Origin of the sequence: Pseudoxanthomonas kaohsiungensis (genome assembly GCF_010211765.1) — a bacterium.
Taxonomy (GTDB): domain Bacteria; phylum Pseudomonadota; class Gammaproteobacteria; order Xanthomonadales; family Xanthomonadaceae; genus Pseudoxanthomonas; species Pseudoxanthomonas kaohsiungensis.
This window is the reverse complement of sequence record NZ_PDWO01000002.1, coordinates 277,373-298,116: the sequence shown is the minus strand read 5'-3', so window position 1 is coordinate 298,116 and position 20,744 is coordinate 277,373. Positions and strand designations below refer to the sequence as shown.

The 20,744-nt window shown below is 71.9% G+C and carries 6 protein-coding genes; 2 read left to right on the top strand and 4 right to left on the bottom strand.

Going from position 1 to position 20,744, the window contains the following annotated elements; translation table 11 throughout:
* Positions 1 to 55: 55 nt before the first annotated feature.
* The 4 genes from CSC66_RS03710 to CSC66_RS03695 form a co-directional block, all read right to left on the bottom strand.
* A complete protein-coding gene (locus CSC66_RS03710) occupies positions 56 to 1,072 on the bottom strand; it encodes an OmpA family protein (protein ID WP_162376035.1) in 1,017 nt (338 codons plus the stop codon).
* A complete protein-coding gene (locus CSC66_RS03705; protein ID WP_162376034.1) occupies positions 1,069 to 4,461 on the bottom strand; it encodes a hypothetical protein in 3,393 nt (1,130 codons plus the stop codon). Before CSC66_RS03705 ends, CSC66_RS03710 begins: the two co-directional genes overlap by 4 nt.
* Positions 4,458 to 14,009, bottom strand: coding sequence for an SdrD B-like domain-containing protein (locus tag CSC66_RS03700; protein WP_162376033.1), 9,552 nt, complete (start codon positions 14,007 to 14,009; stop codon positions 4,458 to 4,460). Before CSC66_RS03700 ends, CSC66_RS03705 begins: the two co-directional genes overlap by 4 nt.
* A gap of 201 nt (positions 14,010 to 14,210) precedes the next feature.
* A complete protein-coding gene (locus CSC66_RS03695; RefSeq protein ID WP_274381850.1) occupies positions 14,211 to 15,041 on the bottom strand; it encodes a response regulator transcription factor in 831 nt (276 codons plus the stop codon).
* A gap of 54 nt (positions 15,042 to 15,095) precedes the next feature.
* Between CSC66_RS03695 and CSC66_RS03690 the strand changes: the two genes are divergently transcribed.
* Together CSC66_RS03690 and CSC66_RS03685 are read left to right on the top strand one after the other, a co-directional pair.
* Positions 15,096 to 16,892: an autotransporter assembly complex protein TamA gene (locus tag CSC66_RS03690; protein WP_162376031.1), complete on the top strand. Its 1,797-nt coding sequence runs from the start codon at positions 15,096 to 15,098 to the stop codon at positions 16,890 to 16,892.
* Positions 16,889 to 20,692, top strand: a complete 3,804-nt coding sequence (locus tag CSC66_RS03685) for a translocation/assembly module TamB domain-containing protein (RefSeq protein WP_162376030.1) — start codon at positions 16,889 to 16,891, stop codon at positions 20,690 to 20,692. Before CSC66_RS03690 ends, CSC66_RS03685 begins: the two co-directional genes overlap by 4 nt.
* The last annotated feature ends 52 nt before the right edge of the window (positions 20,693 to 20,744 follow it).

Sequence of the window (20,744 nt, the reverse complement as noted above, 5' to 3'; positions counted from 1 at the left end):
GCGCAATCCAGCCACCGCCCGGAAGATCGCCATGCGACCCTCCCGGACCCGGCGGTCAGCGCACGATGAAGCGCACCTCGACCCGCCGGTTCGGCAGCAGGCATTCGCGCAGCGCGGCGCGGGGCTTCACCCCATCGCACTTCTGCACCTGCTCGGTGTCGCCGCGGTAGTGGTAGTCGATCCGGTCCGCGGCGACGCCGCGCTCGACCAGCAACGCCTGCACCGTCCGCGCGCGCCGCGCCGACAGCGCCTCGTTGTGCTCGGCGCCCAGGCCCTGCAGGCGATCGGCATGGCCGACCAGTTCCACCCGCTCCAGGACCAGGCCTTCTTCGGCCACGCGCGCCAGCGCACGGTCCAGGCCCTGCAGGGAATCGGCGCGGATGTCGCCGCGACCGTCGCGGTCGAATTCGAACAGGACGTTCGCCACCACCGGCAGCTCCGCCGCCGGCGTCGGCGCCACGGCCGGACCCCCGCATTGCCGCGCCATCGCCTCGGCGTCGTTGACCAGGTCCTCGGCGATCTGGATGTACGGCTTGGCATGGCGCCACTGCTGCTGGTTGAACTCGTTGCCGGCATGGACCAGCTCGACCTCGCCGCAGGCCGCGGCCTGCTGCGCGCAGGCGAAGCCGGGCGTGCCCTGCAGCACGCGCAGCCGCTGCCACAGGTCCTGGCGCAGGTAGCGGGCGTCGTTGACCAGCGGCGTATCGGTGGGCAGCGGCGAGGCGCCGCGTTCCATCGCCGCGATCAGCTTCACCGACTCGTCCAGCGCCGCCTGCGGGAACGCGCTGCGGTCGTTGCGGGTGTACTCGTGGAAGGACACGTCCAGCCAGCACTGCGCCTTGGACAGGTGGTAGTCGCGTACCGGCCGGCCGGCATCGTTGAGGGCCTGGATCCGGCCCTGCGTGGCTTCGTAACTGCGCAGGTCGGCGTCGATCGCCTCGTCGGTGATGCGGTCCTGCTGCGGCAGCAGGCGCACGCTGTCCTGGGCATGGACCGCGGTGGCGGCCGACAGCAGGGCCAGGCCGAGCATGCGCGCGGCGCGGGAACGGCAGGGGTTCATGGTCGTCTTCATTCTTGGGTCGCTCCGTGGCGCACGGGGTCGCGATAGCGGGGTTCGTCCCTGCGGAACAGGTCTTCGTCGAACTTGAAGCGCAGGCGCAGGTAGATGCCCTGCTGGGTGTACTCGTAGCCGGACAGGTCGCGGTCGCCGTCGAAGCCGGTGAAGTTGAACCCGGCCGACAGCCACAGGTTCTGCCGGAGCAGGCGGCCGACCTCGGCGCCGTAGGCGTACTGGTTGGCGCCATGCTGGCCGCGGAAGGTCGATGCCATCACGCCGACATCCCAGTTCTCGGTGACGTCGTAGACCACCCGCCCGGACAGCAGCACCGCCTCGAAGCGGTCGTCGACCCGGCCGCCATCGGCATAGGCGAAGCGGTCCTGCTGCCACTTGCCGGCGACCCGCCCGGTGAGCCACCACGGCCGCGAGGGATGCCAGTCGGCATGCATCGAGACGATGTGGGCGCGGGTGCGGATGTCCTGGCTGCTACCGGCGACCACCGCGCCCTGGTCCAGCACCAGCCCGCTCTCGTCGCTTTCGAGCTTGTACTCGTAGCGGGCCAGCGCGTTGATCCGGTTGGTGTCGGTGTCGCGGTAGGCCAGGCCGAACTGGAAGCGGTCCTGCAGCACGTCGCCGCGGGCACGGTAGTCGGTGGACAGCAGGTAGTTGCGCGCCAGCACGGTCCAGTCGCGGCTGATCTTGCGTGCCGCCAGCAGCTGCACCAGGGTGGTGTCGAAGGCCTCGTCGGTGTCGGTCCCGGCCACGTCGCCGGAGATCCGGTGCTCCACGCGCGCGCTGCCGCGCCACACCGGGTTGCCCGTGTAGTCCACGCCCAAGGCCAGGCCGGTGGCATCGCCGGTAGTGCCGTCGAAGACCTTCACGTGCTCGACCGAGCCGCTCATGCGCAGGCCCGGGGCCACGTCCCAGTTCTGGCGGATGCCGGAGGCGGCCTGCAGGTCGCGCCCGGCGACCGCATCGCGCATGCGGTACTCGCTGAACACCTGGGTGTCCTTGACGTAGTTGCTGTCCACGCCGAGCACGAACGCGTCGGCTTCGCGGCCGGCCTCGGTAATGCCATAGGCGCTGGTCAGGCCGGTCTGCTTCTCGTAGCGACCGTAGATCCGGCTGCGCTCGAAGGCCTGGTAGTCCATGCCCAGGGCCAGGCGGTTGCGCTCCTCGCCGCTGATCTCCTGCTCGACTTCACCGCCGACCGAGAACTTCTCGCTGACCCGGTAACCCAGGCCGATCCGCGCGGTGTCCGATTCCAGTTCGGTGCCCACCGGCAGGCTGCTGCTCCATTCGCCCTGCGCGCCGCTGCTGCCGAGCACCGGCAGCCCGGTCAACGGGTCCAGCGGCTGCTGGCCGAAGCCCAGCGCGCCGCCGCCGGCACCGGTGGCGAAGCCGCCGGTGAGGCCGCCGGCGCTGCCGAACGGCATCGCCGCGGTCCACGGCGAATACGCGCCGACCGTCTCGCGGATGCTGCGCAGGCCCACGTCCACGGTCAGGCGCTCGGTGGCGCCGATGCGCAGGCCGGCACCGGCCGCGTCGCGGTCGCCGCCATCCGGGTTGCGGTCCTCGCTGCGCAAGGCCTCCACGTACGGTTGCAGCCGCTCGTCGACCTTCCAGGCCAGGCGCGCGCTGTATTCGCCGCGGCCGCCGAACAGCGGCGCGGCGACGTTGTTGAACGCCGGGTCGGTGCGCGCGGCGAACACCCGCGCGTCGAGCACTTCACCCTCGTGGCCGAATTCCACCCGCCAGGCATCGCCTTCCACCTCGCCACTGAGGTCCTGCAGGCCAGGGGTGGCGTACTGGTTGAGGCTGTTGGTGTTGACCTCGCTGCGGGTGCGGGCGAACTCGGCCGCCAGGTAGGTGTTCTCGCCGAAGCGGTAACCGGCATTGGCGCTGGCCATGCGGAACGCGGCGAAGGGATTGCGGTCATCCACGACCGAACCACCGATCTCCAGCCGTTCGGTGGCCTTCCACTGCGCGTCGGCGCCGTAGGTCCAGAACTTCTCGGTGCCCTGGTCCATCTCGTAGGTGATGCGCAGCGAGACCGGGTTGAGGTTCGCGTCGAACGCCGGCAGGAACTGGTTGAGCAGGATCCGGCCGGAGAACGGCTCGAAGCTGTAGTCCACCAGCCTGGCCAGCGGCCGCACCTCGACGATCCGCGAGGGCTGGTAGCGGTCGCGCACCACCACTTCCACGCGCTCGCTGCCTTCCAGCACCGCGTTGTTGCGCAGCGCGTACGGGCCGCTGCCCTGGCTGGCGAACTCCTCGATCAGCTGGCGCAGCGAATCCTGGGTGGCGAACACGTTGCCGCGCACGCCAGCGTTCTCGAAGTGCCAGCCCAGGCCGGTCGCGGTGCGGTTGTAGGTGCCCAGGCTGCGCTGCACGATCGCCCCGCTGCCGCCCACGCCGGTCATCGTGGCCAGGGTGTCGCCGGTCTGGAAGTCGCCGTAGAGCAGGTAGCTGCGGCCCTGGTCGACGCGCACGTACAGGCGCTCGGCCGAGCGCGCGTCGAAGCCGTGCAGCGAGGAGTCGCCGTAGACCGGATAGAACTCCTCCGGACGCACGTCGCGCAGCAGGCGCGAACGCACGTCCTTGTCCGAGTCGTAGGCGGCGGTCAGCAGGTACTCGCCCTTGATCCGGCCCTTGACGAAGAACGCGGTGCGCGCGGCGCCATTGGCCTTGCCGTCGTTGAACTGCTTCTCCCAGCGGCGGATCTCGCGCTCGAACGCGTCGCCGCGCTCGACCGGCGCGATCAGGTCGCCGTTGCCCTTGCGGTTGAAGTTGATGATGCCTTCGACCAGGCCGGTGGCCAGCAGCTCGCGCATCTCCGGCAGGAAGCCGATGACGCCCTCGGCCGACTGCGCGCCGGCGGTGATGCGCAGGAACACGTCCTGCGGATCGTGCGGGGCGACCAGGTCGAACTCGGCCACGCCGCCTTCCACCGCCAGCTGCACGCCGGGGGTGGCCTTGTCGGCATCGCCGGCGCCCGGACCGAACTCGTCGGTGCGCGAACCGGGCAGGCGGATGCGGCCGCCGCTGTGCTCGAGGGTGGCGAAGGACTGCCCGGCCAGCGGCAGGCCGTCGGCGCCCAGCAGCTGCACGCGCACGTGCACGGTCGACTGGCCGTCGGCCGGCACGCCGTCGCGGTCCAGTTCGACCACGATCCGGTCCACGCCGCGGTTGGCGCTGTAGTCGACGTCACCGGACCGGCGGTCGACCACGCGCGATGCGGCGCCGGTGGTGGCCGGCGACTGCGGGTACAGCGCCTCGGCGCTGCCCAGCACCGGGGTGAAGCGCTGGCTGCCGGAGACGTCCTGGGCCAGGCCGGGCACCGCCAGCGCCAGGGCGCAGGCGAGCAGGCTCAGTCGCGGCGTGTGCTGGGAGGCGCGGCTCATGGCTGCGCCTCCTGGCCGCCCGCGGCGGGGGTTACGGGTCGCGGATCCACGATCGGTCTCTGGTTGGCCGGGTCGGTGCCTTGTTGCGGGCTGCGCGCCGGCTTGCTCTCGAAGCGCAACGCCGGCTGGCCGGTCTCGGTCTCCGGTGCGCGCACCTCGCCCTGGGTGCGGCGGGCCTTGACCTGCTCGACCACCGGGTTGGAGCAGCTGCCCTCGACGAAGTCGGCACGGTGCAGCTCGCCGTTCTTGAGGTCGATGAACAGGCTGTCCGCGTCGCCGAGGTTGCGGTTGCTGCTGGTGGTCAGGCGCGCGCCGGCCGGCAGGGTGGAGGCATCCACCTTGAGCGTGTGGCTGCGCGGCGGCAGGCCGCAGTAGCTGTACTTGCCCTCCGAGTCCGACACCATCCAGGTGCCGTCCTCGAAATACATGCGCACGCCCGGGATGCCCAGTTCCTCGGCGTCCTGCACGTGGTTGCGGTTGCAGTCCACGAACACCTTGCCGAGCACGCAGCCTTCGCTGGTGAACACGCCGCCGGTCACCCGCACCCGGTACTGGGCCTGGTTGGACGGCACGCTGCCCGGGTACGGCTGCAGGCCGGCATCCACGCAACTGCCGTCGAAGGCGCAGCCATGGGCCTGGGCGCGGTTGACGCCGTCGCCCTGGTCGCTGCCCACGCCCACGCGCACCCGGTAGGTCAGCACGTGCTGCTGGCCGACCCCGATGCCGCCGATGTCGAAGGCCAGCTGCGGACCCGGCGCGCCGGACGGATCGGCGATGCCGCGGCCGTCGACGCGGGCGGTGCCGGCCACGTAGGTGAAGCCACGCGGCAGGCGGTCGAGCACGGTCACTTCGCCCAGCGCCGCACCGGCGGTCTGGCGCACGGTGATCGTGTACTCGAGCGTGTCGCCCAGTTCCACGATCTGGCGGTTGCCGGTCTTGCTGATGGTCAGGCCCGGGGCCTGCCGCGGATCGAGCGGGATGTGGTTGTGCACGATGCGGGCCACGTCCGCGCCGCCCACCAGCAGCAGGTGGTGGCGGGTGCCATCGCCGACCGGCGCGGTGGGCGCCACGGAACCGGGCAGGACGGCATAGCGGCCGTCACCGCCGCCGGGCGGCGACAGCTCGCCCTCGCGCGCGGGGATCAGGGTCGAGGCGAAGCTGTAGCCGGACGGCGGCGTCACCGTGAGCCGGAACACGCAGCGGGACGGCGCGGTGGCGGCGAACAGGAACTGGTAGCTGCCGCCGTTGCCCACGGTCATCGACGCTTCGCTGCCGTCGACCCGGTATCCGCCCAGGCCCGCGTTGAGCAGGTGGCTGGCCGGGTCGTAGCCGGCGCACACGCCCACCGGAGCGAGGGTCACGACCGAACCGGGGACCGGCGCCCGGGTGATGGCGTCGTAGACCACGCCACCGGGATCCAGCGGCAGGCTCTGTTCGGCCAGTTCGCTGCCCGGCCGCAGCACGACCTCCAGCGCGGTGGCGCCGCCGGACTGGGTGCGGCAGCTGCTGGCGGTGCCGTCGGCGATCGCCGCATCGGTGGCACAGGCAACGGGCGGGCCCGCCGGGGTTTCGCCGGAGACCGGCCAGCCCCAGACCACGCCGCTGTCCGGATCGCGGAAGCGGACCTGCCAGCGCACGCCCGGGACCACGTCTTCGAAGCGGTAACGGCCATCGTTGCCGGTGGTCGCGGTGCGCACCACCTGGCCGTTGTCCGGATCGACCAGCTCCACGCTCCAGCCGGGCAGGCGCTGGTCGCCGGCGTCCAGCCAGTGCTCGTCGCCCTCGCCCAGTTCGAGCCAGACCGTGCCGCCGAGCGCGGCCGACAGCTGCACCCGCGTTGATACGCGGCAGGCGTTGTGGGTGATCGCCGGGTCGCAGACCGGCAGGTCGGCGACATTGCCTTCGAACGCGGCACGCTCGGCCGGGGTCGGCGAGCGGTACGGGTTCTCGCCGCCGCCCTCGACCAGGACCGCGTTGTCCACGCTGCCGGCCGCCGCCGCGGCCGCGGTCACCGACACCGGAACGTCGATCCGGGCCGCGGAGGTGGCGCCGGCTTCGATCACGCGGCCGCTGCGGCAGCTGAAGCGCGCTTCGCCGGCCTGGCCCGAGCAGGTCCAGCCGTCGCCGGACGGCGCGCCGGCCAGGACGATGCCCGGCGGCAACCGGTCGTGCACGGCGTACTCGCCGTCGGTCGGCTGCTGGCCGCGGTTGCGCACGGTGATCGTGTAGCCGGCCGCGTTGTTGACCGTGAACGGATCGCGGCTGGCCTGCTTGGCCACCACCAGGTCGGGCGAATCGCCGATCTCGCCGAAGTTGTTGTCGATCGACTCGCCGCCGACGGGCAGCGCGATCGCGCTGATCGCCGAGGGCGTGACCTCCACCGGCGTGGCGATGCCGACCACGGTGCCGTCGATGGTGCCGGCGCTGGTGATGCCGTTGAGCGTCTCCGGCGGCTGCACCGGCTGGGTCACCGCATAGGTGCCCGGGCGCAGGCCGTCGAAGCGGTAGCGGCCGTCGGCGTCGGTCGCCACGGTGACGTCGAGCGTTTCGCCCAGGTCGTTGGTGCCGGTCAGCACGACCTGCACGCCGGCGATGCCGGCTTCGCCCGGATCGACCAGGCCGTTGTTGTTGCTGTCGTTGAACACCCGCCCGGCGATGCTGCCGACCGGGATCTCGCCGAAGTTGTTGGCGCTGGCCTCCTGGCCCACGCCCAGGGTGATCCCGGCGATCGCCGACGGGGTGGTCGCCGGACCGGTGGCGGTGCCGCCGCCGGTGCCCGGCACGGTGATGCCATTGAGCGTGCCCGGCGGCTGGTCCGGCTGGGTCAGGGTGTAGCTGCCCGGGGGCAGTTCGGCGAACACGTAGCTGCCATCCGGGCCGGTGGTCACGTCGCGGCTGACCGCATTGCCGGCCAGGTCGGTGCCGGCCAGGCGCACGAGCACGCCTTCGATGCCGGTCTCGGACGGGTCGATGACGCCGTTGTTGTCCAGGTCGCTCCAGACCCGGCCACTGATCGCGCTGTTGAGCGGGATCTCGCCGAACAGGTTGCCGGTGGATGCAGCGCCCGGCGTGGTCAGGTCGATGCCCGAGATCGCGCTGGGCACGGTCGTGATCGGGGTCGCGGTGCCGCCGGCGCTGCCGGCGATGGTCTGGCCGTTGCTGGTGCCCGGCGGCTGGGTCGGCTGGGTCACCGTGTAGGTGCCCGGCCGCAGCCCGTCGAAGCCGAAGTCGCCGTTGGCATCGGTGCTGGTGCTCAGCGCCACCGCCGCACCGGTGTCGTCGGTGCCGGTCAGTTCCAGGGTCACGCCCGGGATGCCGGTCTCGGCCGGGCCGGACTGCGCGCCATCATTGTCGGCGTCGAAGAACACGCGCCCGGACAGCGACACCGGCAAGGTCTCGCCGAAGTCGTTGCCGATCGAACCCGCACCGGCCGGCAACACGATGCCGGACACGCTGCTGGGCACGGTGGCCACCGCGCTGGCACTGCCGGTGGGCACGCCGCCGATGTTGCCGGCCACGGTGGTGCCGTTGAGCGTGGTCACGCCGCCGACCACCGGCTGCGCCGCCTGCTGGGTCACCGCATAGGTGCCGGCCAGCAGGTCGATGAAGCGGTAGTCGCCGTTGGCGTCGCTGAGCGCCGCCTGGACCGGGCTGCCGAGCGCGTCGACCGTGCCGGCCGGCAGCACGACCACGACACCGGCGATGCCGGCTTCGCCCGCGTCACGCACGCCGTTGTTGTCGGCGTCCAGCCAGACGTTGCCGGCGATCGAGGCAGCCCGCTCGCCGAAGTTGTTGCCGCTGGAACCGGCCATCGGCAGGTTGGACAGGGCGATGCTGTTGGACGGGTTCTCGCGGCCGTCCGCCAGCCCGGTGGGCTGGGTCTGGACGGTGCGGTAGTCGCGACCGGTGACCGCGCCGCCGTAGCTGTAGTTGCCGCTGGCATCGGTGACCAGGACCACCGGCGCCGGATCGTCGGCGGTGCCGAAGATGCCGTCCGGGCCCGCGCCCTCGATGGTCACGGTGACGCCGGGCAAGCCGGGATCACCGGGGCCCTGGCTGCCGTCGTCGTCGCGGTCCAGGTAGACCGTGCCGCTGATCGTGGCGTTGGCCAGCTCGCCGAACAGGTAGCCGGTGGCGCCCTCGCCCGCGGTGATGGCGATGCCGTCGATCACGTTCGGCGCGCTGGCGCTGCCGGGCGTGGAGGCGTTGCCGGGGGTATGGCGGCCATCCAGGTAGCCGGCCGGCTGGGTCTGGGTGATGGCGTAGGTGGTGCCGGTCGCCGGCGGCATCAGGTCGGCGAAGGCATAGCTGCCGTCCGTGCCGGTCTGCACCGTGCGGCTGACCGGGTTGCCGAGCAGGTCGCTGCCGGTGAGGGTCAGGGTGACGTTGGCGATCGGATTCTCGCCGGGGTCGAAGCTGCCGTTGTTGTTGTTGGCCGCGGTGGCCGAGAAGTCCTCGAATACCGCACCGGCCAGCGCACCGAGCACCTCGCCGAAATCGTTGTCGCTGGAGCCGCTGGCCGGCAGCGCGTTGATCGCGATGGCGTTGGACGGATTCTCCAGGCCGTTGCCGAAACCGGCCGGCTGGGTCTGCTCGACCCGGTAGTTCTGGCCGACCACCACGTCGGGGAAGCGGTAGACGCCGTTGCCATCGGTCTGGACCACGACCGGGGCCGGGTCGTCGCCGTTGCCGAAGATGCCGTCCGGGCCGGCCCCGAGCAGGGTCACGGTCACCCCGGCCAGGCCGCCGTTGGGCGCCGAATACTGGGTGCCGGCATCGCCGGCGTCGAACTGGCCATTGCCGTTGCGGTCGACGTACACGCTGCCGCTGATCGCCGCGACCATGTTCTCGCCGAAGTTGAAGGCGGTGCCGTCCAGGCCGGCACCCAGGTCGACGCTGCTGATGCGGTCGGTGGTGGCCGCATCGCCGGCCAGCCCGGTACCGGGCACGCAGCCGCTGCTGCAGGCGGTGCCGCCGACCAGGCCCGGGTTCACCGCGCTGGGCCGGTTGGTGTAGCTGCCGGCCGGCAACGGCTGGCGCAGGGTGTAGACCACCAGCGGATCGAGGCCGCTGAAGGCGTAGGCGCCGCCGGCATCGGTGGTGGCGGTGGCGACCAGGGTGCCGGTGGCCGCGTCGAGCAGCTCGACCGTCGCGCCCGGGATGGCGCCATCGCCGGCGTCGCGGATGTTGTTGTAGTTGGCGTCGATGTAGACGTAGCCCGACAGCGACGGCTGCCGCACTTCCGGGAAGTCGTAGCGCACGCCCGTGGCGTTGCCGCCCACGGCAATGCCCGTATAGGTCGTGCCCGTGGCGTAGGTGCCGCCCAGCGAGGGCGCCTCCGGATCCGGCGCCACCGGTGGCGCGTACGGGCTGTCGATGTAGCCGGCCGGCTGGCCCTGGGTCAGGGTGTAACCGCCGGCCCCGGCCGGGGCCAGGTTGGCGAAGCTGTAGGCCCCGTTGGCGTCGGTGGTGGCGGTGCGGTTGACCGCGTTGCCATAGGCATCGGTGCCGGCCAGGGTGACGGTCACCCCGGCGATCCCCGGCTCCTGCGCCGGCTGGCGGCGGCCGCCGTTGCCGGGGCTGCGGTCGCGGTCTTCGTAGACCACGCCGGCCAGCGACGAACGGGTGACCGCGATCACCACCGAGTCGGTGTTGTTGGGCGTGACCGGATCCACCTGTTCGGTGGACACGCGCGCGGTGTTGGTGGCGCTGCCGCCGCTGGGCCAGGTCGTCCAGCGCGCGGGAATGATGATCCGCACCTTGCCGGTAACGGTGACGTCGCCGAGGTTGCAGGTGACCAGGGTGCCGGCCGGTGCCGGGCAGGTGCCGCTGCCGACCGGTTCCTCGTCGCCACCGGGGTCCGGCCCGGTCTTCTGCCAGGTGATCGCGCCGGTGATCTCCAGGCCGGCGGGCAGGGTGTCGGTGATCACCGTGCCGGTGCCGTTGAGCGGGCTGCTGCCGCTGCGGTCGCGCGACAGGCTCGCGCCAGGGCCGAGGTTGGTCCCATCGAGCACGTAGTAGAACGGCTGCAGCAGGGTCACCGCGGTGGCCGGTACCGCCGGCAGCGCCGCCTCCGGGTCGCTGGCAGGCAGTTCGGCGAACACCGACTTGTCCACGGCCATGTCGGCGCGGGTGCGGATGGTGGTGGGCTGCTCGGCGCTGTTGTTGCCGGGGGTCGGGTCGTTCTCCTGTCCCTCGGCGACCACGAAGTTGCGCGCGATGTCGCCGCTGGCGCCGGGCGGGGTCAGGTAGCGGTACTGGATGAACACGTAGGCGGTGGAGCCCACGCCCAGGGTGCCGGGCACGTTGCTGCCGGTGAAGCCGGCACCGGGCACGTCGCAGCGCACCGACAGGCCGGCCGGGTCGGTCAGGGCCGAGCCTGCGCCGGTGAACGGGTTGGTGCCGCTGACGATGCTGCAGGCGGCCGGGTCGAAGGCGGTCGACGGACCGCCCGACGGACCGGTGGCGATGCCGACGAATTCGACCTGGCGCCCGACCGGGGCGCGGTAGCTGTCGACCACGTGCACGCCGGTGGCCACCGAAGGACCGTCGTTGCGCACCGACACCCGGTAGGTGATCAGGTTGGCGGACGGATTGGTGGCGTCGAAGCCGAGCGGATCCACGCCGCCGGTGAAGCCGGTGTCGACCTTGTTGACGATCAGGTCCGACACGCCGGATTCGAAGGTCAGCGAAGCCAGCTGCTGGTCGTCGGTGGTGTCGGTGTTGAAGTTGAACGGCCCGTTGCCGTCGCTGCCCGTGGCGCCGCCGGCGATCGAGAAGCTGGCGGTGTTGTCGAAGCGGCGGCCGCTGGCGGTGTTGCCGGCGTTGACGTTGGGCCGGATCGTCACCAGCAGGTTCTCGGCCTGGCGATGGGCCAGGGCGACCGCCGGGCAGGTGATGGCCACGGTCAGCGCACCCGCGGTCGGGTTGGCGTAGGACATGCCGCCGGCGGTGCCGGTGGCGACCACGCCGGGCGCGGGCGTGGCCGAACAGGCGACCGCGCCGGGCGTGCGCGTGGCCAAGCGCAGGACGAAACCGGCATCGCCGGCCGGGATCGTGAAGACGTCCTGGAACACCACGCCGGGCACCGCCGACGGGCCTTCGTTGAGGTAGGACATCACGTAGTTGCTGTCCACGCCGGCGCGGCCGATGTCGCCGGTGACGATCTCCTTGGCGGTGGTGCGGACATTGGCCTCGCGCTCGACGGCGACCCAGTCGCGCGCGCTGTTGTTGGCGCCGTTGATCTCGCCGATCGAGCCGGCGACCGCCGCGTCCACGCCGACGCCGGCGACGTTGCAGACCACGTTGCTGGTCGGATGGCCGGTGCCGCAGCTGTTGGCGGGCAGGCTCTGGCCGACGCTGTCGAACAGCGGGCGCGAGACCGTGACCACGATGTCCACCGAATCGCCCGGCGCCAGCGGCGTCGTGCCGGAACGGCAGATCACGTTGGCGCCTGCGCTGTCGCCGCAGTTCCAGCCGGCCGGGGCGAGGATCGCGATGCCGGTGCCGGCCGAAGCGCCGACCGGCGGCACGTAGCCGGGCAGGGTGTCGTTGACCACGATGCCGGTCGCCGGCACCGCGTCGGTGATCGGCAGGTTGGTGATCCGCAGCGTGTAGTTGAGGCTGTCATCACCCACGGCCAGCACGTTGTCCGCCGGCGAGGGCGTGTTGGTCCACTTCTCGATCTGCAGGTCGACGCGGTCGTCGGTGGTGCGGGTGCCGCCACCGGCGCAGTCGTTGTCGCTGTTGCGGTCCTCGTCGACGGTGCCGGTGACCGGCTCGATCGAGCCGCCCGAGCCGCCGGTGCAGGCCTGGTTGACCAGGCTGCCGGAAGTCCGCGCGCGGGTGACCAGCTGCAGCACCGGCGCGCTGGCGCCGACCGCCAGTGGATAGCGCGCAGGCGCCAGGTCGCAGGTCACCACCTGCGCGATCGCCGCGCTCCAGGTCGCCGGCGCCACCGAGCAGGACCAGTCGGCGCTACCGCCGCTGACGAACTCCTCGCCCAGGGCCAGGGTGTCGACCACCTGCACGCCGCCGGTGGCTGCGCGCGGTCCGTTGTTGCGGACCCGGATCGTGGACGTCATCCGGCTGTCGTCGTCCGGGCCCACGCCCGGCCACACCGCCACCAGCGCCGGCAGCTTCTGCTTGGACAGGCTCAGGTCGGCGCCATCGGGCAGCACGGTGAACGTGTTGTCGAAGGTGTTGTTGTCGGTGCCGTGCAGCGGGCCGTTCGGATCGGGCGTGTCGGCGGTGACGGTGACCGTGTTGGTGACGTTGCCGCTGCTGTTGGGGCCGTTGGAAGGCACCGTGGCGACGATGGTGAAGTCGGCGCTGGCACCCACCGCCAGGCTGCCCGGCAGGGCGCACGCGCGGGTGGTGTCGCCGGCCGAGGTGGTGCAGGTCCAGCCCGCAGGCGCAGTGCCGCCGGTCACCAGGAAGCCGGTCGGCAGCACGTCGGTCCAGCGCGGGTTCTCGGCCGGGCTGGGGCCCAGGTTGCGGACCTGCACGTGGAAGGTGACCGGGTCGCCGGCCACCGCCGGCGAAGGATCGGCGCGCTTGCTGACCACCAGGTCGGCGCCGGGCGTCACCGCGGTGATCGCCTCGGCCGCGTTGTTGCCCGGGTTCGGGTCGGGAACCGCGCCGGCATTGACCACCGCGGCATTGACGATGTTGCCGCTGCCCACGCCGACCCGGCCACGGAAGGTGAACGAGGCGCTGGCGCCGTTGGCGAGCACCCCGGGGTGGGTGGCGGTCATGGCCGCCGCATCGAAGGTCCAGCCCGCGCCGTTGAAGCTGCCCGGGATCAGGGCCACGCCCGCCGGCAGCGTATTGGCGACGCTGAAGCCGCTGGAGTCGTTGGGGCCGTCGTTGGTGACGGTCAGGGTGTAGGTCACCTCGGCGCCGCCGATCACCGGGTCCGGCGAGGCCGACTTGGCCAGGCGCAGGTCGCCGGAGTTCTGCAGGGTGGTCCGCTCGCTGAGCAGGTTGTTGCTGGGCGCGATGTCGCCGGCGAAGAACGGATGGGCCGTGGTCAGGCCGCTGACCGGCTCGCCGGCGCCCGGCAGGCCCGGCGCGAAGCCGATCGCGCCATGGATGAAGACGTCGCCCGGGGTCATCCCGGTGGTGCCGACCACCAGGTCGAAGCTGCGCGGGGTCGCGTCCAGGGTGCCGATGTCGCACAGCACGCGCACCGGACTGGTGGCCGCGGCCGCGCAGAACGCGGGCAGGCCCGCGGCGCTGGCCCCGGCGGGCAGGTCGAAGATCGCGACCACGCCGGTGGCCGTGTCGATGTCGCCGTTTTCCACGACCACGTGGTAGGTGACCTGGCCACCCACCGGGGAGGGGTCGTAGATGCCGTCGGACAGGTTGCTGATCAGCAGGTCGGCGGCGCTGGCCAGCGGCGCGCAGGCCAAGCCCAGCCAGAATGCACCGGCGGTCGCGGCACGCCGCCATCCCCGCCGCGCGCGCGTGGCCCCGTCGCGTGGGCCGAAGCCTGCCAAAAGCCGGCCATTCGCCATGGCCGGCGTCGTGTCGTTCTGGTTTTCCACGCTGCTTCCCCTGTGACCCGGCTACCCGGTCAACAGGCGCAGGCATCGTTCTGGAATCCGGCTTCCGGGCGCTGGCAGCACCCACCGGTAACGCCGGCGGCCTGGAGGCCGGTCCGGCGGCGGCGCATTGTCCAGAACTGTGACAACCGTAACAGTACCGCCCGCTTACCTTTCCTCTCGTTTCCTCACGAGAGCCGGGGCTCAGGCCAGGTCGGGCTGCAGCAGGTAGCCCAGTCCGCGCGGGGCCCGCAGCGGCAGGGCCAGGCCGGTGGCGGCGCGGACCCGGTTGCGCAGCCGGTGGACCAGCACCTCCAGGCGATGCGGATCGAAATCCCAGGGTGCATCGGTCAGGCTGCCGATCAGCGTTTCGCGATCCACCGGCTGGCCGGCATTGGCGAACAGCGGTTGCAGGAATGCACGCTCGGACCGGCTCAGGTCCAGCCCCGTGCCATCCGGGGCGCACAGGCGCCAGCCATCGGCCTGCAGGCTCCAGGCCGTTCCGGGCGATGGCGGGGGCGGCGCTTCGCGCTCCGGTGCCGAGGTCGCGGCCAGGCGCCGGCGCAACGAGACCAGGCCGGCGACCAGGACGTCACGGTCCACCGGCTTGACCAGGTACAGGTCGGCACCCAGGCGCAGGCCCCTGGCCATTTCCCCGGGCGCGCCGCGCCCGGTGAGCATCACGATCCCGACCGAAGTGGAGCGGCGCAGGTGGCCGACCGTGGAATAGCCGTCCTCGCCGGGCAGCCCCACGTCCAGGATCACGATGTCGCAGGGATGCGCCAGCAGGTGCCGGTACAGCGCCTCGGCGCTGCCGAGGGCGACGGTCTGGGCGCCGCGGCTGGCGAGCAGGGTGACCAGGAGCGTGCGCAAGGGCCTGTCGTCCTCGACCACTGCGATCCGCAGCCCGCCAAGCAGCCCTGCCTCGTCATCCGCAACCGTCGTCAGTGAATCCGCCGCCACTGCCACCCCTGGACTCGTCGGATTCCGTACCCCGTGCAGGCGGTACTTCCGCTCTTGGCCGCATCCTAGCATGTGCGTTGCGACACACTTTCGGTGCTGGCCACGTGTTGCCGGTATCCTCGCCTCATGCGGCCCCACACCCCCACTGGCCTTCCGGTCCTCGCCCTCCTCCTCGCCCTGTGCACCGCAAGCCCGGCCTGGGCCCGCGGCACCATCGACCGCGTCCAGATCGAGGGGCTGCACGACGACCCGGCGCTCGAGCACAACGTGCGCCTGGCACTGGGCGTCAACAACGAGATCGGCGAGGTGCAGGGCGAGTCGCGGCTGGAATTCCTGCTGCTCAATGCCGAACGCGAGGCGCGGCAGGCGCTCGAGCCGTTCGGCTACTACTCGCCGACGATCACCGTGGAGTCCCCGCGCGACGCCAACGACCGGATCGTGGTCATCGTCCGCGTCGACAAGGGCGAGCCGGTGCGGGTGCGCGAGTCGAACGTGGGCATCCTCGGCCCCGGCGGCGAGGACCAGTACCTGGAACGCGACATCGCCGCCTTCCGGCCGCGCGTGGGCGAGCAGTTCAACCACGGCACCTACGAGGCCAGCCGCGACGGGATCAGCCGGCGCCTGGCCGAGCGCGGCTACTTCGACGCCGACTTCATGGACCGCGAGGTGCGGATCACCCGCGCCGACTTCGCCGCCGACATCGACCTGGTGTGGGACAGCGGTTTCCGCTACGACATGGGGCCGACCACGTTCCACCAGGACTTCTTCCGCCCAGGCCTGCTCGACAAGCTGGTGACCTGGGAGGAGGGCAGCTATTTCCACCAGGGCAAGCTGGACCGGCTGCGCCAGTCGCTGGTCAAGCTCGACTATTTCAGCGCGATCGACATCCAGCCGCTGCCCGACCAGGCCAGCGACGACCTGCGCGTGCCGATCGACGTCAACCTGGTCCTGGCCAAGCGCACGGTCTACACCGCCGGCGTGAGCTACGGCAGCGAAAGCGGCATGGGCGTGCGCTTCGGCATGGAGCGCCGCTACGTCAACGACCGCGGGCACAAGCTGGTCACCGACGTGGACTACGCCCAGAACCGCAAGAACCTGCTGGTGCAGTACCGCATCCCCGCGTTCGCCTGGCTCGACGGCTGGTACACCGGTGCGGCCAGCGCCTACGACGAGCAGACCGACTACATCGACTTCCGCAACGTCAGGCTGCTCGCCAGCCGCAGCGGCGAACTCACCGACCGCTGGACCGCGGTGGCCTCGATCATCGCGTTGCGCGAACGCTGGAGCTACGACATGGACGCGGCCACCGGCCAGCGCCTGTACAGCTACGCCACGCTGCTCTACCCCGAGCTGACCGGCACCTACATCGGCGTCGACAACCGCCTGTTCCCGCGCCACGGCCTGAGCCTGAACCTGGCCCTGCGCACGGGTGCCGAGGCGCTGGGTTCGGATACCAATTTCGCCCAGGGCTGGGCCAATGCCACCTGGTTCCAGGGCGTGGGCGAGGCCGACCGGCTGATCCTGCGCGCCGAGGGTGGCGCCACCTGGACCAGCGACCTGCTGGCCATGCCGCCAAGCCTGCGCTTCTTCGCCGGCGGCGACCGCAGCATCCGCGGCTACGCGTGGCGCGAAGTCGGCCCGCGCACGCCGCCGCCGGACAACTTCGCCCTCGGCGGGCGCTACGTGGTCACCGGATCGGCCGAGTACGAGCACTACTTCAACGCCGGTCCGTGGGGCATGGCCGGTTTCGTCGATGCCGGCGACGCGTTCGACAACCCCAGCGAGTTCGACCTGCACGTGGGCATCGGCGTGGGCGCGCGCTGGCGCTCGCCGATCGGCGGCGTGCGCATCGACGTCGCGCACGGCCTCGACGATCCGGACTCCAGCTTCCAGATCTACCTGAGCCTGGGAGCCAACCTGTGAGCGCCGCCCCCCCCGAAGGCACGCCCGCGGCGCCGGCACGGCGGCCGCGCTTCTACCGGCGGCGCCGCTTCTGGGCCTGGTCGGGCCTGGGCGTGCTGGCGATGGTGGTCGGCGTGGTGGTGCTGCTGTACTGGCTGCTGCAGACCGTGGCCGGCCGCGACGTGCTGCTGGCGCAGATCATCGCGCGCCTGCCGGTGGGCGCGACCCTGACCTGGGAGAAGGTGGAAGGCCCGATCGTCGGGCCACTGACCATCCATGGCCTGGATTTCCGCTACGACGACTACCGCTTCACCGCGCGCCGCGCGTACCTGGACCCGGACATCCGCCCGCTGCTGGGCCGGCGCCTGCGCCTGGACGCGTTCGAGATCGAGGGCGCCACGCTCAACCTGGCGCGCAGCGACGAACCGTTCGAGCTGCCGCGCTGGCCCGAGTCGCTGCCGGCGATCGAGATGCCGCTGGCGATCCAGGCCGACCGCATCGTGATCGACGGCTTCAACGTCACCTCCGGCGGCGAGCATGTGATCGACATCCGCACGCTGCGCGGCGGCATCGACATCGCCAACGGCTCGCTGCACGCCGAACAACTGAAGATCGACAGCGACCTGGGCCTGTTCACGGTGCACGGCAGCTACGAGCCGGTGCACGACTACCGCAGCGACATCCTGGTGACCGCAGTGCTGCCGGCGGCGCACGGGCAGAGCGCGGCGCGGCTGGGCCTGCTCGCACGCGGCGACCTGTCGAAGATGGAGGTGGGCATCGGCGGGCGCGCGCCGGAACCGCTGCGTGCCACGCTGACCCTTGGCGGCGACGAGGACGCGCCGCGCTGGCGCCTGGATGCGCGCAGCGAAGGCCTGGACCCGGGCCGCTTCACCGGTGCCGACCCGGCGCCGGAGCTGTTCACCTTCGACCTGCAGGCCAGCGGCAACGGCGGCGATGCGCAGCTGTCCGGCCGCGCCGGTCGCGGCGCGCAGGCACTGGTCATCGCGCCGTCGCGGGTGAAGCTCGAAGAACAGGTGCTGACCGTGGCCCCGCTGGTGCTGGAGGCTTTCGACGGCCGCGTCGAGCTGCGCGGGCGCGCCGACTTCACCGATCCCGAGGACGGCCGCTTCCGCTTCACAGTGCGTGCGCAGGACCTGGTCTTCCACGGCGAGGACCCGGCCGCGCCACCGATCGGCGTGGACGCGGCGCTGGGCCTGGCCGGCTCGCTGCAGGACTGGGCCGCGTACGGCGATGCGACGCTGCGCCGCGGCGACCAGCAGGCCGACCTGGTGCTGGACCTGCGCGGCGACGAGTCGCGCGCGCGCATCCACGCGCTGCAGGCGACGATGCCCACCGGCACCCTGCAGGCCACCGGCGAGGCCGGCTGGGATCCGGTGCTGGACTGGGACCTGGCGCTGGTCCTGGACGGCTTCGATCCAGGCTATTTCGCGCCGGGCTGGGACGGCAACATCCATGGCCGCATCGCCACGAGCGGACGCGCGCGCGACGCCGGCGGATTCGACGCGCAGGCCGACGTGCAGTCGCTGGGCGGCCGCCTGCGCGGGCGGGCGCTGTCGGGCAGCGGCCACTTCGTCCTGCGCGGCGACCAGGGCGAAGGCAACCTCGCGCTGGGCCTGGGCAACAGCCGGGTGCGCGCCAGCGGCCGCGTCGGCGACCGCATCGACATCACCGCCCAGCTGCAGCCGCTGCAGCTGGACGACCTGCTGCCGACCGCGGCCGGCACGGTGCAGGGCTCGCTGCGCCTGACCGGCACCCGCCAGGCGCCGAACCTGCAGGCCGACCTGCAGGGCCGCGGCCTGCGCTGGGACGACTGGAGCGCCAACGCGGTCGACCTGCAGGGCCAACTGCCGTGGCGCGGCAGCAACGGCGACCTGACCATGCGCGGCAGCGAACTGCAGGTCGGCATCCCGCTGCAGCAGTTGACCGTGCATGCGCAGGGCGCGGTCGAGAACCTGCGCCTGCAGGTCCAGGCCGACAGCCCCGAGGCGGCCGGGTTGAGCCTGGCCGGACAGGTGCAGCGGCGCGGTGCGGGCTGGAGCGGGTCGCTGGACCAGTTGCGGATCGAGCCGGCGCGCGGCAACGCCTGGTCGCTGGCGGCGCCGGCGGCGTTCACCGTCGCCGGCGAGCGCTTCCAGCTGCAGCCCGCGTGCCTGGGGACGAGCGGCGACAACGGCGAAGCCTCGCTGTGCGCGCAGGCCGACTGGCCGCGCCAGGGCCTGGTCGTCAACAGCGAGCGGTTGCCGCTGACCCTGCTTGCGCCGTGGCTGCCCGAGCAGGGCGGGCGGGCGCTGGTCCTGCGTGGCGAGCTGACCCTGGACGCGGACATCCGCCCGCAGGGCAACCGCTGGACCGGCGGCGTGCACCTCAAGTCGCCCGAGGGCGGCATGCGCCTGGGCAACAACGCGCGGCGCGAGATCGCCCGCTACGACAACTTCAGTTTCGACCTGAGCTTCGACCCGCAGAAGATCGAGGGCCGGCTCGGCACCGGCTTCCAGGGCAACGGTTATGTCGATGCCACGTTCAACACCGGCTGGGAGCCGTATTCGCCGCTGACCGGCGAGCTCTACACCTACATCTCGCAGCTGTTCTGGCTGGAGCTGTTCTCGCCGGACCTGGTGCGCCCGCGCGGCGTCGTGCGCGGCCACATGAGCGTGCGCGGCACCCGCGAAACGCCGTTGATGGCCGGCCAGCTGCTGCTGGAGGATTTCCAGGGCGAACTGCCGGCGCTGGGCCTGAGCCTGACCGACGGCCAGGGCAGCCTGGACGCGCAGCCGGACGGTTCGGCGCGCCTGTCGGCATCGGTCAGTTCGGGCGGCGGCAAGCTCAACGTCGACGGCAGCCTGTCCTGGTTCGGCCAGGCCACGCCGCTGCAGCTGGATATCCACGGCCGCGACGTGCTGATCGCCGACACCCCGATGCTGCGCGCCACCGCCAACCCGGACCTGCAATTCAGCATGGACGGGCCGACGATGGTGCTCCGCGGCCAGGTCGAGGTGACCCAGGCCACGGCCAACCTCGAACGGTTCGAACAGGGCGCGACGGTATCCGAGGACGTGGTAGTGGTCGACCCGGTCGATCCGGAAGAGCAGCGATCGGCGCCGCTGGACATGGACCTGGCCGTGATCCTGGGCAAGGACGTGACCATCAGCGGCTACGGCCTGCAGGGCACCATGGGCGGGCGCCTGCAGGTGCGCTCGCGGCCGGGGCACGAGATGGTGGCCACCGGCGCGCTCGACGTCGGCGGCCGCTACAAGGCCTATGGCCAGGACCTGACCATCACCAACGGCCAGCTCACCTGGAGCAACAACCAGATCGCCGACCCGCGGATCAACCTGCGCGCCGAACGCCGCGTCGGCGACGTGGTCGCCGGCATCGACGTGTCCGGCCATGCCACCGCGCCGCAGCTCAATGTCTGGTCCAACCCGTCGATGCCGCAGTCCGAGGCGCTGGCCTACCTGATGCTCGGGCGCAGCCTGGAAGGCGCCACCCGCGACCAGGCCCAGCAGGTGACCGCGACCTCGGCGGCGATGTCGGCCGGCACCGGCCTGCTCGCCGCGCAGATCGGCTCGCGGCCGGGCTTCGACGACGCCGGCGTGATGCAGTCGCGCGCGCTGGGAGGTTTGGTGGTGGGCGTGGGCAAGTACCTGTCGCCGCGGCTGTACGTCGGCTATGGCGTGTCGATGGTCGGCGCAGGCCAGGTGGTGATCCTGAAGTACCTGCTGCGCAAGGGCTTCGACATCGAGCTGGAATCGAGCACGGTGGAGACGCGCGGTTCGGTCAACTGGCGCACCGAGCGCTAGCGCGACGGCACGCATGACCTGCGGCGGTTGTCCGCGCCGCGGGTCGCCGCTA